This is a genomic window from Saccharothrix lopnurensis (genome assembly GCF_042658445.1).
In the GTDB taxonomy this organism is placed as follows: Bacteria; Actinomycetota; Actinomycetes; order Mycobacteriales; family Pseudonocardiaceae; genus Actinosynnema; species Actinosynnema lopnurensis.
In genome coordinates, this window is the sequence record NZ_JBHSQO010000002.1 from 283,447 (window position 1) to 295,964 (window position 12,518).

General features: G+C 72.5%; 14 protein-coding genes. 1 reads left to right on the plus strand and 13 read right to left on the minus strand.

Annotation, left to right across the window (positions count from 1 at the left end; all coding sequences use genetic code 11):
* Positions 1-111: 111 nt before the first annotated feature.
* From ACFP3R_RS03420 to ACFP3R_RS03460, 9 genes are all read right to left on the minus strand, one after another.
* Positions 112-1,017 (minus strand): DUF4328 domain-containing protein, encoded by a 906-nt coding sequence (locus tag ACFP3R_RS03420; RefSeq protein WP_380632656.1) that lies wholly within the window; start codon positions 1,015-1,017, stop codon positions 112-114.
* Between the two features lies 1 nt (position 1,018).
* Positions 1,019-1,366, minus strand: coding sequence for a rhodanese-like domain-containing protein (locus ACFP3R_RS03425; protein ID WP_380632659.1), 348 nt, complete (start codon positions 1,364-1,366; stop codon positions 1,019-1,021).
* A gap of 91 nt (positions 1,367-1,457) precedes the next feature.
* Entirely contained in the window at positions 1,458-3,044 is a 1,587-nt protein-coding gene (locus ACFP3R_RS03430; RefSeq protein WP_380632660.1) for a solute symporter family protein, read from the minus strand.
* A complete protein-coding gene (locus ACFP3R_RS03435; RefSeq protein ID WP_380632663.1) occupies positions 3,041-3,391 on the minus strand; it encodes a DUF485 domain-containing protein in 351 nt (116 codons plus the stop codon). The genes ACFP3R_RS03430 and ACFP3R_RS03435 overlap by 4 nt, the downstream gene beginning before the upstream one ends.
* 372 nt (positions 3,392-3,763) lie before the next feature.
* Complete coding sequence (locus ACFP3R_RS03440) at positions 3,764-4,645, minus strand: hypothetical protein (RefSeq protein ID WP_380632665.1); 882 nt, start codon at positions 4,643-4,645, stop codon at positions 3,764-3,766.
* Between the two features lie 275 nt (positions 4,646-4,920).
* A complete protein-coding gene (locus ACFP3R_RS03445) occupies positions 4,921-6,726 on the minus strand; it encodes a sodium/solute symporter (RefSeq protein ID WP_380632668.1) in 1,806 nt (601 codons plus the stop codon).
* Positions 6,723-7,163, minus strand: coding sequence for a hypothetical protein (locus tag ACFP3R_RS03450; protein WP_380632670.1), 441 nt, complete (start codon positions 7,161-7,163; stop codon positions 6,723-6,725). The genes ACFP3R_RS03445 and ACFP3R_RS03450 overlap by 4 nt, the downstream gene beginning before the upstream one ends.
* Complete coding sequence (locus ACFP3R_RS03455; RefSeq protein ID WP_380632672.1) at positions 7,163-8,014, minus strand: LytR/AlgR family response regulator transcription factor; 852 nt, start codon at positions 8,012-8,014, stop codon at positions 7,163-7,165. The genes ACFP3R_RS03450 and ACFP3R_RS03455 overlap by 1 nt, the downstream gene beginning before the upstream one ends.
* Positions 8,015-8,075: 61 nt before the next feature.
* Positions 8,076-8,942, minus strand: coding sequence for a S49 family peptidase (locus tag ACFP3R_RS03460; protein ID WP_380632675.1), 867 nt, complete (start codon positions 8,940-8,942; stop codon positions 8,076-8,078).
* Positions 8,943-9,028: 86 nt separating this feature from the next.
* Here ACFP3R_RS03460 and ACFP3R_RS03465 point away from each other — a divergent pair, with 86 nt between their 5' ends.
* Positions 9,029-9,196 carry a hypothetical protein gene (locus ACFP3R_RS03465; protein WP_380632676.1) on the plus strand — a complete coding sequence of 56 codons (168 nt, stop codon included), beginning with the start codon at positions 9,029-9,031 and terminating at the stop codon, positions 9,194-9,196.
* 9 nt (positions 9,197-9,205) lie between these two features.
* On the opposite strand, the gene ACFP3R_RS03470 is transcribed toward ACFP3R_RS03465, so the two are convergent.
* The 4 genes from ACFP3R_RS03470 to ACFP3R_RS03485 form a co-directional block, all read right to left on the minus strand.
* The gene (locus ACFP3R_RS03470; protein ID WP_380632677.1) at positions 9,206-10,465 is read right to left on the minus strand and encodes a sensor histidine kinase; all 1,260 of its coding nucleotides are present in this window, start codon (positions 10,463-10,465) and stop codon (positions 9,206-9,208) included.
* Between the two features lie 163 nt (positions 10,466-10,628).
* Positions 10,629-10,997 (minus strand): hypothetical protein, encoded by a 369-nt coding sequence (locus ACFP3R_RS03475; protein ID WP_380632679.1) that lies wholly within the window; start codon positions 10,995-10,997, stop codon positions 10,629-10,631.
* A 92-nt stretch (positions 10,998-11,089) separates the two neighbouring features.
* Positions 11,090-11,953, minus strand: a complete 864-nt coding sequence (locus ACFP3R_RS03480; RefSeq protein ID WP_380632682.1) for a DNA-formamidopyrimidine glycosylase family protein — start codon at positions 11,951-11,953, stop codon at positions 11,090-11,092.
* A gap of 122 nt (positions 11,954-12,075) precedes the next feature.
* On the minus strand, positions 12,076-12,510 hold the full coding sequence (locus ACFP3R_RS03485) for a DUF983 domain-containing protein (RefSeq protein WP_380632684.1): 435 nt from the start codon (positions 12,508-12,510) through the stop codon (positions 12,076-12,078).
* Positions 12,511-12,518 lie beyond the last annotated feature (8 nt).

Genomic DNA, 12,518 nt, shown 5'->3' on the forward strand with positions numbered 1-12,518 from the left:
GTCACCCGGCTTGACTGCCCGAGGGGTCCTGAATGGTGAACTCGGGGGTCCTGAACGTACGACACGCGGGGTCTGAGCGTTCGACTCGCGCGGTTTGTCGGATTTGGGGGGTCAGCGGGGGGAGCCGGATGCGCGGAACGGGCGCAGGGTGGGCGCGGGGGCGTCCTTGAGGCCCACCACGCGCATCCGGCGGATGGCGGCCGGGTCCACCGGGAGCAGCAGGGTGGTGATGCGGCGGACCACGACGGCGGTCAGCACGGCCGCGGCGGCGGCCAGCAGGTCCGCGACCGCGTGCAGCAGCACGCCGTCGGCCATGGCCTGCACGCTGGAGCGGAACGACCAGACGACGGTGAACGCCGAGAACAGGGCCGCCCCCGCCCACACGCCCCACCACCAGCGCAGCAGCGTCGAGGGGCGGGGTCGGGCGTCGGGCGGTTGGCGCAGGGCCGCGTGCTCCAGCTCGGCCAGCACCGAACCGGGCACGAACAGGTTCACGCCGGGGACGACCAGGCCCACCAGCACCCGGTTGTCCGGGCGCGGCGGCCCGTAGCCGGCCGCCGACGCCGCCGCCTCCCGGGCCCGGCGCAGCCACAGCAGGGTGAACACCAGGCCCAGAACCCCGGCCACGACGGCGACCACGGCGGAGGCCACGACCATGGCGTCCGAGACGCCGACCGTGGTCGCCGAGAGCGCGCCGTAGCGGCTGAGCAGCAGCAGCGCGTAGCGCCAGATCTCGCTGCCCGCCGCCCACAGCGAGGTCAGCGCGGCCAGGCCGAGGGCGTGGGACGCGGTGCGGGCCAGGCGCTGGACCTGGTCGACCGCGTCGGCGGGCCGCTCGTCGTCGGTGGCCACCGACGTGGGCCACCGCCACGCCAGCAGCGGGAAGCCCCAGCGCGGCGGCACCGGGTAGGACGGGGGCCCGGCGTAGGGGCGGGGCGGCGCGCCCAGCCTGCGGTGCGGGTAGGCGCCCGGCGGCGGGGTCGCCACCCAGTCCACGTGCATCGGCCGCAGTGCCACGTCAGATGACCTCGGGCTCCGCGCCGTCGATTTCGGCGACCATCGGGCGGCCGTGCGCGGCCCACACCCGCATCCCGCCGTCGACGTTGGCGGCGTCCCAGCCGTGGGCGTTCAGGTACTGCGTCACCAGCGCGGACCGCTCGCCCACGCGGCACAGGACGTAGATCTCGCGGTCGCCGGGCAGCTCGTCGAGCCGGCCCACCAGCTCGCTCATCGGGATGTGCAGGGCGCCCGGCACGTGGCCCGCCGCCCACTCGTCGCCCTCGCGCACGTCGAGCAGGACCACGCCGTCCGGGAGCCGCGCGGGCAGCTCGGAGACGGCAACGCTGGGAACGGTCACGGGGACCATGCTGCCACGACCGCCACAAATCGCGGTGAAGAGCGCGCCGGCCGCCACCCCCGGGGGGATGGCGGCCGGCGTGACCGGGCGGTGCGCCGGGTCAGTGCGAGACGGCCTTCTCGGCGCCGACGCCGGTGAGCGCCCGCACCTCCATCTCCGCGTACTTCTCCCTGTCCTGCTCCTTCGACAGCACCGTGCCCAGGTAGCCGAGCACGAACGCCACCGGGATCGACACGATGCCCGGGTTGGACAGCGGGAACAGGTCGAAGTCGGCGTCCGGGAACATCGACGTCGGCTTGCCCGAGACCGCGGGCGACAGGATGATCAGCGTGATCGTCACCGCGAGGCCGCCGTAGATGCTCCACAGGGCGCCGGAGGTGTTGAACCGCTTCCAGAACAGCGAGTACAGGATGGTCGGCAGGTTCGCCGACGCCGCCACCGCGAACGCCAGGGCCACCAGGAACGCGATGTTCTGGCCGTTGGCCGCGATGCCGCCGAGGATCGACACGACGCCGATCACGATCGCCGTGCGGCGGGCGACCTTGACCTCCGCGTCCTTGTCCTCCACCTGGCCCTTCTTGATGATGTTGGCGTAGATGTCGTGCGCGAACGACGCGGACGCGGTGATCGTCAGACCCGCCACCACCGCCAGGATCGTCGCGAACGCGACCGCCGCGATCAGGCCGAGCAGCAGCGGCCCGCCGAGCGCCTCGGCGAGCAGCGGAGCCGCCGAGTTCGCCCCACCCGGCGCCGCCCGGATCTTGTCGGGGCCGACGAGCGCCGCCGCGCCGTAGCCCAGGACCAGCGTGAACAGGTAGAACAGGCCGATCAGCCAGATCGCCCAGACCACCGAGCGGCGGGCCTCCTTGGCCGTCGGCACGGTGTAGAAGCGCATCAGGATGTGCGGCAGGCCGGCCGTGCCCAGGACCAGCGCGAGGGCCAGCGACAGGAAGTCCAGCTTCGAGGTGCCGGTCGCGCCGTACTGGAGACCCGGGCCGAGCAGCTTCTCGCCGGCCTTCGGGGCGTTGTCCACGGCCGCGCCGAGCAGGCTGGACAGGTTCAGGCCGAACTTGGCCAGCACCCACACCGTCATCACGCCGGCGCCGATGATCAGCAGCACCGCCTTGATGATCTGCACCCAGGTGGTGCCCTTCATGCCGCCGATGAGGACGTAGGTGATCATCAGGGCGCCGACGACCACGATCACGACCGCCTGGCCGAGCTTGCCGGTGATGCCGAGCAGCAGGGCGACCAGGCCGCCCGCGCCCGCCATCTGGGCCAGCAGGTAGAAGAACGACACGGCCATGGTCGACGTCGCCGCGGCGGCGCGCACCGGGCGCTGGCGCATCCGGAAGCTGAGGACGTCGCCCATCGTGTACTTGCCGGTGTTGCGCAGCAGCTCGGCCACCAGCAGCAGGGCGACCAGCCACGCGACCAGGAAGCCGATGGAGTACAGGAAGCCGTCGTAGCCGTTGAGCGCGATCGCGCCCGCGATGCCCAGGAAGGACGCGGCCGACAGGTAGTCACCCGCGATCGCCACGCCGTTCTGGGGACCGGTGAACGCGCGCCCGGCGGCCAGGTAGTCGGCCGCGGTCTTGGTGTTGCGGCTGGCGCGGATCACCACCACCAGGGTGGCGATGACGAAGATGCCGAAGATGCCGATGTTCAGCAGGGCGTTGTTGCTCACGCGCGACCCCCTTCCAGCTCTTCGCGGATCTTCTCCGCGGTGGGGTCGAGGTTCTTGTTGGCGTGCCGGACGTAGAGCGTGGTGATGGCGAACGTCGACACGAACTGGAGCAGGCCGAGGATCAGGCCCACGTTGATGTTGCCGAGGACCTTCGTCGACATGAAGCCGTGGGCGTAGTCGGCGAGGAGCACGTAGAGCAGGTACCAGGCCAGGAAGAGACCGGCCATGGGGAACACGAAGTTGCGCAGCCGCTTGCGGAGCTGCCGGAAGTCCGGGCTGTCCTGGACCTCGACCCAGTTGTGAGCGCCCCGGGTGTCGGCGGGGTTGTGCTGCTCAGAGGTGCCCACGGTCCCCTCCTCGCGTGCTTGACGACGGTGTGAACGGCACGTAAGCCTCCTGGTCCGTTCCTGGTTCGCCGTGCACCGTAGGGAGACGTGGGTCACGCCTGAAAGACCTGCGGCGTGGACTTGCGCTCAACAGTCGAGTGATGCGATGAGCGGTAGGGCTGCTGAGACGAAGTGCCACTCGGGTGATCGAAGTCACCGGTAACCGGATAGGTGGGTCTTTCTTCACCCGTTCGAGACCTGCAACAACTCCCTGCTATCCCTGCTCAGACCGGCCGAGAGGTCCGGGGGTCACCCGGCGGGGAATCGTGGTGGCGCCGGGTGAGCCCGCGTCGATCGCCTGCCGACCGGGCGGTCGGCAGGCGGTCCGGGCGGTCAGTAGGCGTTGCCCCGGGCCACCCGGGCGGCCTCGCTGAGCGTCGGGCCCTCGCCGGAGGCCCACGGCCCCGACCCGCAGTTCAGCGTCACCCGGTAGCCGGCGGGCACGGCGACGTTGCCGACCGTGGAGCAGACCCGGCCGGTGGCCAGCGAGTTGATGGCCAGCACCCGCGACTCGGACGCCGCGTCGGTGAGCGTGGTGCCGACCGCGAGGACCCGGAGGGACCCGGTGAACGTGCGGCACTCCAGGTCGGACTGGAAGCCGCCGGTGGTGGCGAGGCTCGACCGGCTGCTGCACGGCCGCCCGCTCGCCAGCGCGTCCACGGCCAGGGCGCGGGCGAAGAGGGCCGCCTCGGTGAGCGTCGTGCCCCGGCCGATGAGCCAGTCCAGGCCGGTGCACTCGATCGCGGCCAGGTAGCCGCCGGGCGTGGTGTTGGTCGTCCCGGTGCTGCACACCTTGCCGGAGGACATCGCGTCGGAGGCTTGGAGGTGCGCCAGGTAGGCGGCGTCGGTGAGCGTCGTGCCCTTGCCGAACACCCACGGCAGCCCGCCGCACTCGACCACGGCGAGGTAGCCGCCGGTGGTGGTGTTGACCGCGCCCGTCGTGCAGGCGCGCCCGGTGGCGGCGGAGGTGTTGGCCAGCGCCCGCGCGCGGGTGTCGGCGTCGGCGGCCGTCGTGCCCGCCCCGCTGACGTAGCCCACGCCGGGGCAGTGCAGCAGGACCCGGTAGCCGCCGGTGGTGGCGACCGGGACGCCCGTGCCGCAGGTGACCGCGGCCCGCGGCGCCTCGGCTGCCGGTGCCGGTGCCGCCGCCGCCGGACCTGCCGCCATCCCCGCCGCCGCCACGGCCACAGCCAGCGCGCACACCAGTTTCCGCACGTCACACCCCGGTTCCGGACAGTCCTGAACGATTGGTCACCGATGAGTTTGCCGGGCCGCGGGTCGCTCGGGGCAAGGCTTGGGTCGACGGGGGTGCGGGACGGGTGCCGGCCACCTGCGGGGTGCTGCGGCGGGCAACGGCGGGCAACGGCGGGTAGGGCGGCCGGCGGGCGACCGGGCGGCGTGGCGACGGGCGGCAGGTGGCGGGCGGCGTGGCGGCAGGTGGCGGGCGGCGTGGCAGGTGGCGGGCGGGTGGCAGGTGGCGAGCCGCGGCCTCAGTGGCGAGGTGAGGGCGCCGGCCCGTCCCGGTGCTTGCCCTCCTCCAGCCGCGCCTTCTCCTCCGCCGTCCCGAAGCGCTGGACGTCGCGGTCGCGCATGAAGCCCAGCGGGTCCGGGGCGTGGAACCGCAGCAGGATCTGGTTCACGTCCTCCGGCCTCCGCCGCGCCGTCAGCTTGCTGATCATCACCATCGCCAGGAACGCCACCGGCACCGTCACCAGCGCCGGCTGCGACAGCACCGACGGCGCCCAGTGCCCCGTGTACGAACTGACCACGGTCACCACCTGCGAGCCGATCACCAGCCCACCGCCGACGACCATCCCCGCCAGCGCACCCACCCACGTCAGCCCGCGCCACCAGATGCCCAGCAGCAGCAGCGGGCAGAACGTGGACGCCGCCAGCGCGAACGACATCGCCACCGTCAGCGACACGTCCGACCTGGGCAGCAGCACCGCCAGCCCGATCGCGACCGCCCCGGTCAGCACCGTCGCCCACCGGAAGTCCCGCACCTTGCCCGGCAGGATGTCCGTGGACACCACCCCGGCGACCGACACCACGAGCCCCGACGACGTGGACAGGAACGCCGCGAACGCCCCCGCCGCCACGATCGCGCCCAGCACCTGCCCCAGCACGTTCGGCTGCATGGTCGTCGGCAGCAGCAGCACCGCCGCGTCCGTCTTGCCGGTCACCAGCAGCTGCGGCAGGTACTGGCGCGAGATCACCCCGAGCACCGTCGGGAACAGGTAGAACAGCCCCAGCAGGTACAGCACGTGCAGCGCGGTCCGCCGCGCCGCCCGGCCGTCGGGGTTGGTGTAGAACCGCACCAGCACGTGCGGCAGCCCCATGGTCCCCAGGAACGTGGCGAAGATCAGCGAGTACGTCTCGAACAGGCCCGTCAAACCCGTGGTCTGGGGCCGCAGCCAGTCGACGTTCTCGCCGGGCGAGCCCTCGACCACCGGCACCGGCGAGCCGGCCGTGAACCGCAGCTCCGTCTCCGCCCCGATCGCGTACAGGCCGGGCGTCCAGTACACCTCGCCGTCGGCGCGCGCGCCGTCGACCTCGCCGGTCGCGGACAGCTCCACCGCCTGGTCCACGCGCACCCGCACCGGGTCGACCGTGGTCACCGCGACGTCCTCGTGGAACCGCAGCACGCCGTCCTCGTCGACCGGCTGCGCGCCGTTGCCGGGCCCGCCCAGGAACAGCGTGAACAGCACGAAGGCGGGCGCGGCGATGGCGAACAGCTTGCCCCAGTACTGGAACGCCTGCACCAGCGTGATCGCCCGCATCCCACCGCCGAGGACGTTGACCACCACGATCGCCGTCACCAGCGCGCCGCCGAGCCACGCGGGCAGGCCGGTGATCGTGTTGAGGGTCAGCCCGGCGGACTGGAGCTGGGGCACCAGGTAGAGCACCCCGATGCAGATGACGAAGAACGTGCAGAACTTGCGCAGCCGCAGCGACCCGAGCCGCACCTCGGCGAAGTCCGGCAGCGTGTACGCGCCCGACCGGCGCAGCGGCGCGGCGACGAACAGCATCATCGCCAGGTACCCGGCGGTGAAGCCGATCGGGTACCACAGGGCGTCGATGCCGTCCTTGAGCACGAGCCCGGCGACGCCGAGGAACGAGGCGGCGGACAGGTACTCGCCGGAGATCGCGGCGGCGTTGCGGGTGGCGGGCACGGCGCGGCGCGCCACCAGGAAGTCCGGGGTGGTGTTGGCCCGGCGGGAGCCGACGTAGCCGAGCAGGAAGGTCAGCGTCGCCACCACGACGACGAGGACCAGGCTCCACGCGTTCTGGATCACCGGTCCACCGAGTTCACGAAGTCCTGCTCGTGCCGCTCGGCGAACCTGCGGTACACGTAGCCCACGCCGTAGCACAGCGGGAACGGCAGCAGGCCCAGCAGCAGCCACGGCAGGCGCACGCCCAGCAGCTGCACCTCCGACAGCGCGGGGACCGCGTAGAACACCACCGGCAGCAGCGCCAGGAACAGCAGCGTGCCGCCGCCCAGCGCCAGCCCGGTGCGCAGCTGCTGCCGGATGAGGTCGCGGATCAGCTTCTCGCCGACGCTGGTCTGCTCCTCCAGCTCGATGATCGTGCGCAGCACCCGGCCACGACCGCGCGGGTCGGCCAGCACGACGCGCCGGCGGCGGTTCTTGCGCAGCGGCGTGGACTGCGGGGCGTCCCGCCCGGCGGGCTGCGGCTGGTCCGGTTGGCCGGGCGGGCCGGAGTGCCTGCTCATCACCAACCGCTCTTGGGCGGCCGCACGATCCGTTCCTTCAGGTCGCGCGTGTGCCGCCGGCTGACCGGCAGCTCCTTGGCACCCTCGCCGGAGCCGATCACCACCGCGTACCCGTTCGACGTCATCCGCAACTCGGTCACCAGCGGCAGCGCCACCAGGAACGAGCGGTGGATGCGCACGAACCCGGCGCTCTCCCAGCGCTCCTCCAGCTGCGCCAGGGGGATGCGCACGAGGTGGCTGGAGCCGTCGCTGGTGTGCAGGCGGGCGTAGTCGCCCTGCGCCTCCACGTAGCGCACGGTGGCCCGGGGCACCAGCTTGATGGTGCCGCCCAGCTCGACCGGGATGACCTCGTCGTCCTGCGGCTCGGCCGCGAGGGGCTCGGGGGTGAGCGCGGGCGTCGCCGCGACGCGCTCGACCACGCGCGAGATCGCCTTGTTCACCCGGTCCTCGTTGATCGGCTTGGTGACGAAGTCCAGCGCGCCCACCTCGAAGGCCACCACGGCCTCCGAGTGCTCGACGCCCGTGACGAACACCAGCGCCGGGGGCGCGCGGAACGCGCCGAGGACGCGCGCGAGGTCCGTGCCGCTCAACCCGGGCATGTTGATGTCCGCGAACACCGCGTCGACCGGCGGCAGCCCGGCGTTCTGGCGGTCCATCACCTCGGGGTCGTAGTCCCCCCGCAGGATGCGCAGGGCCTCCGCGGCGTCGAAGGCCGTGAGCACCCGCCGGATGTGCGGACTGCTCTCCAGCAGGTACTTGATCTCGGACAGACCCGGTGCCTCGTCGTCCACCGCCAGAACGAGGAGGCCGGCGTCGCTGGGGTTCTTCGGTGTGCTCACTGTGCCGCGCATCTTGCCGACCGAGCGGGGTCGCTGTCTACGCCGGCGACCGGACCGCGCCGGGGCCGTGACCTCACAAGCCGAATCGCGACCAGCGCGCCCGTTCCTCCAGCGCGGCCAACCCCTCCAGCACGAGATCCCCCGATCGAGTGGTTGCGCCCGCGAGGCCGAGACGGGACAGGAAGGGGCGGCGGGGTTCGGCGACGGCGATCTCGGCGTCCGGGTAGCGCTGCGCGACGACGCCGCGCAGGGTGCCGATGCCGTCGACGAGGCCGAGTTCGAGGGCCTTCGCGCCGGTCCACACCTCGCCGTTGAACAGCTCGTCGTCGGTGCCCTTGAGCTTGCCGCCGCGCCGCTCCCGCACCCACGCCGCGAACTGCTCGTGCAGCTGCGCCTGGAGCCCCTTGAGCCACTCGACGTCCTCGGCCTTCTCCGGCCGGAACGGGTCGAGGCGGACCTTGTTCGCGCCCGCGGTGTAGACGCGGCGCTCGACGCCGAAGCGCTCGATCAGGCCGTCGAGGCCGAACCCGGAGCTGACCACGCCGATCGAGCCGACCAGGGACGTGCCGTGGGCGTAGATCTCGTCGCCCGCGCACGCCAGCCAGTAGCCGCCGGAGGCCGCGAGGTCCTCGCAGAACGCCAGCACGGGCACCCGCTTCTTCGCCGCCAGCTCCCGGACGCGGTCGGCGACCAGCGCGGACTGGGTGGGCGCGCCGCCCGGCGAGTTGATCAGCAGGGCGACCGCCACCAGGCGCTCGTGCTCGAACGCGCGGGTCAGCGCGGTCTCCACGTTCTGCACGTTGATCGTGTTGCGGGCCATCGGCGTGGGCGTCGGGGTGATGACCCCGTGCAGCCGGACGGCGGCCACCACCGGGCCGCGCTCGGTCCGCTCGCTGACGATCCGGGGCAGCCGGGCCGCGATCTTGTCCGTCACGCTCATGCCCCCGACCTTACGTGTGTCCGGTGGATCGGTGCGCCCGAAAGGCGTGCGCCCGGAAGGCGTGGGCGCGGGGCTAACATCGGCCGGTGACGTTCAACCCGATCCGGTGGCTCGAACGCTACGTCGAGTGGTGGGACGACCGAGGCCGGCAGAACGCGGACGGCCCGAGCCCCATGCACGTCTACTGGATGTGGGTCGTCTGGGCGATCTGCGCGGTCATGGTCGTCACGGTGCTGGCCGTGGCCGCCGCCTGACGAAGTCCCTCAGGCGCGGATCGCGGCCTGCTCGGCGGTGTCCTCCAGCCTCGGCGGCACCAGCGGCAGGTTGGTCTGCACGCCCCGGCTGTACTTCGGGATCTTCAGGATGATCTTCATGCCGGCGTCCGGCGCGGTCTCCACGACCAGCGCGTAGTCGTCGCCGAACACCGCCCGCATCCGGTGGTTGATGTTGCCCAGGCCGACGTGCGCGCCCGTCTGGTGGGCGTCCTTCAGGTCCTCGAACAGGCGGTCCGGGTCCATGCCGACGCCGTCGTCCTCGACCGAGATCAGCGCCTCCGCGCCGTTGTCCTCGGCGATCACGGTGAGCAGCCCGCCACCGGGCTTCTTGGCCAGGCCGTGCCGCACGGCGTTCTCCACCAGCGGCTGGAGCACCAGGAACGGCAGCACCACCTGGAGCACCTCGGGCGCGATCTTGAGCCGCACGTTGAGCCGCGACCCGTACCGCGCCTGCTCGATGGTCAGGTAGCGGTGGATGTTGGTCAGCTCGTCGGCGAGCGTGGTGAAGAACCCGTCGGTGCGGAAGGAGTAGCGGGTGAACTCCGCGAACTCCTGGAGCAGCTCCCGCGCGTGCTTGGGGTCGGTGCGGATCAGCGACGAGATGGTGTTGAGCGCGTTGTAGACGAAGTGCGGCGAGATCTGCGCCCGCAGCGCCTTCACCTCGGCCTGCGCCAGGGCCTGCCGGGACTTCTGGAGCACCTCCAGCTCCAGCTGCGTGGAGACGAACCGCGCGGTCTCCTCGGCCATCCGGATCTGCCGCTTGTTCGCCACGCCGCTGACCACGATCAACGTGCCCGCGACGTCGTGCTCCACCTCCAGCGGCACGATCACCGCGGTGTGCATCAGGCACGGGCCGGGCAGCTCGCAGTCCAGCTTGCGGTGCTCGACGTGCTCCTTGTGCCCCCCGCCGATGGCGTGCTCGATGAACGGGCGGAGGAACTCGTAGTGGTCGTTCGCCTCGCCGTCCCAGGACAGCAGCGTGCCCTCGGCGTCGGTGATGCCGACCGCGACGCAGCGCAGCATCTCCCGCAGGTGCGGGGTGGCCTTGTTGGCGGCGTCCTCGTTCAGGCCCTCGCGCAGGTCGGCCGACGCCTTGGACATCCGGTGCAGCATGTCCATCACGGCGTCCTCGACCGACGTGCTGACCCGGCGGGCGCGGCACAGCATCACGAAGAGGCCGAGCACGGCCAGCGTCGCGATGAGCCCGAGGACCGCGCGCTCGGTCAGGAGGTCACGCACGGCGTCCATGCTGTGCCGTGGGGGGCCGGTAGGCAAGGGCGGGGGCGGCCGGCGGGGTGCGCAACCGGCGTTTTGACGGCATCAGTGACGCAGCGTATACCCGATCAGGTGACGGCCGGTGGCCAAGGCCACTGAAAGTGGGCGCGTCCCGGACGGGCCGCGCCCCCGCCTCTCAGATGTCGAGGTAGTCGTTCGGCTTCGGGATGTCGAGGTAGTCGTTCGGCTTGGGCACGTAGTGGTTCGGGTTCTCCGGCTTGTACCGGCTCTCGACCGCGCCGCCGCCCCCGTTCGCGGCCGCCGCCCTCGTCGTCGTGGTGGTCTCGGTCGGGTCGTCCTCGTCATCGCACTTGAGGTCGTCGAGGATGTCCGAGAGGTCGACGCCCTCCAGCCCCTCCAGCTCCTCCAGCACGCGGCAGATGACCGCGCGGGTCTCGTCGGCGGGGTCCTGCCGTTCCTCGGCGGGCGCGGCCAGGGCGACGCCCGCCAGGGTCGTCGCGCCCAACGCGGCACCGGCCAGCGCGACGGCGATGCGCTTGTTCATCAGTCCTCCAGGTGGTCGTGCGGACACCGGAGGAGTTCCCGCCGGGGGCGGGGAGCAGCGGCGCCCGGATCAAGCCCACCCGGTCGTGTGACCTACTTGAGCAGCCGCGACAGGCGCCGGTCGGCCAGCGGCCGGCCACCCGTCTGGCACGTCGCGCAGTACTGGAAAGCCTTGTCCGCGAAGGAGACCTCGCGCACCGCGTCACCGCACACCGGGCACGGCAGACCGGTCCGCCCGTGCACCCGCAGCCCCGACCGCTTCTCACCCTTCAGGGTCGCCGCCGACTGCCCCACCGACCGCGTCACCGCGTCGGTGAGCACGGTCGTGACCGCCTCGTGCAGCCGGTCGAGGGCCTCCTCGGGCAGCCTGCCCGCGGTCGCGTACGGCGACAGCCGGGCCACGTGCATGACCTCGTCGGAGTAGGCGTTGCCGATGCCCGCGAGCAGGGTCTGGTCGGTCAGCGCGGTCTTGAGCCGCTCGGTCCGGCCGGCGAGCAGCTCCTCCAGCCGCGCGCGGGTCACCGACAGCGCGTCCGGGCCCAGGCGCGCGATGCCCGGCACCTCCGCCGGGTCGCGCACCACCCAGGCCGCCAGGCCCTTCCTGGTGCCCGCCTCGGTCAGGTCGAACCCGGGCCCCTCCCCCGGCGGGCCCAGGTGCACGCGCAGCGCCAGCGGCCCCCGGCCGGGCTTCGGCGGCGCGACCGCCAGGGTCGTCAGCCAGCGCAGCCACCCGGCGCGGGCCAGGTGGACCACCAGGTGCAGGCCGTCGCAGTCCAGGTCCAGGTGCTTGCCGAACCGGGCCGCGCCGGTCACCTCCCGGCCCCGGAGGTCGGTCCACGGCGGTGCGACCGTCTTGAGCACCTGCAACGACGCGACGTCCACCCGGTGCACGCGCAGTCCGACCGCGTGCTCGCGCAGGTGGTGGGCGAGCGCCTCGACCTCGGGCAGTTCCGGCACCCGACCAGTGTCGCCCGGGAACGGCGATCAGTCGACCACCCCCGGACCCGCGCGCCGGACCCGCGCGCCCAGACCCGCGAGCCAGGACCCTGGAGCCCAGACCTGCGAGCCCGGCTCCGCGCCTAGTCGACCGGCTGGAGCGGGCCGTCCAGGTCGGGCAGCGAGTACATCTCGATCTTGCGGGCCACGTTGCGCACCTCGTCGCGCACGGTCAGGAACCCGCGCACGGTGCCGACCCACCGCTCCGGCGGCAGCTCCTCGGTCTTCTTCGACTCCGCCGCGACCACCCACGGCCGCCGCACCACCCAGCGTGCCGGGAAGAACAGGAACACCAGCACCAGGGCGACCACCAGCCACGCCGGCACGACGACGTCCGCCGGGGTCCAGGCCACCAGCACCACGGACATCACCACGACGATGGCCAGCATCAGCACGCCGGGCCCGGCGCCACCGCTCACGTCGTGCTCGAAGTCCGCGTCGGCCGCCGGGTTGCGCCACTGCACCTGGCTGCGCACCGTCCACATCCGGCCGTCCGCGCCGCGCACCAGCCGCGTCATCACCGTCT

What these genes read in the sequence shown, in the direction of transcription:
- ACFP3R_RS03455 (WP_380632672.1), bottom strand. Translation starts at nt 8,014, where the DNA reads ATGCGCGGCACAGTGAGCACACCGAAGAACCCCAGCGACGCCGGCCTC.
- ACFP3R_RS03470 (WP_380632677.1), bottom strand. Translation starts at nt 10,465, where the DNA reads ATGGACGCCGTGCGTGACCTCCTGACCGAGCGCGCGGTCCTCGGGCTC.
- ACFP3R_RS03460 (WP_380632675.1), bottom strand. Translation starts at nt 8,942, where the DNA reads ATGAGCGTGACGGACAAGATCGCGGCCCGGCTGCCCCGGATCGTCAGC.
- ACFP3R_RS03475 (WP_380632679.1), bottom strand. Translation starts at nt 10,997, where the DNA reads ATGAACAAGCGCATCGCCGTCGCGCTGGCCGGTGCCGCGTTGGGCGCG.
- ACFP3R_RS03450 (WP_380632670.1), bottom strand. Translation starts at nt 7,163, where the DNA reads ATGAGCAGGCACTCCGGCCCGCCCGGCCAACCGGACCAGCCGCAGCCC.
- ACFP3R_RS03425 (WP_380632659.1), bottom strand. Translation starts at nt 1,366, where the DNA reads ATGGTCCCCGTGACCGTTCCCAGCGTTGCCGTCTCCGAGCTGCCCGCG.
- ACFP3R_RS03485 (WP_380632684.1), bottom strand. Translation starts at nt 12,510, where the DNA reads ATGACGCGGCTGGTGCGCGGCGCGGACGGCCGGATGTGGACGGTGCGC.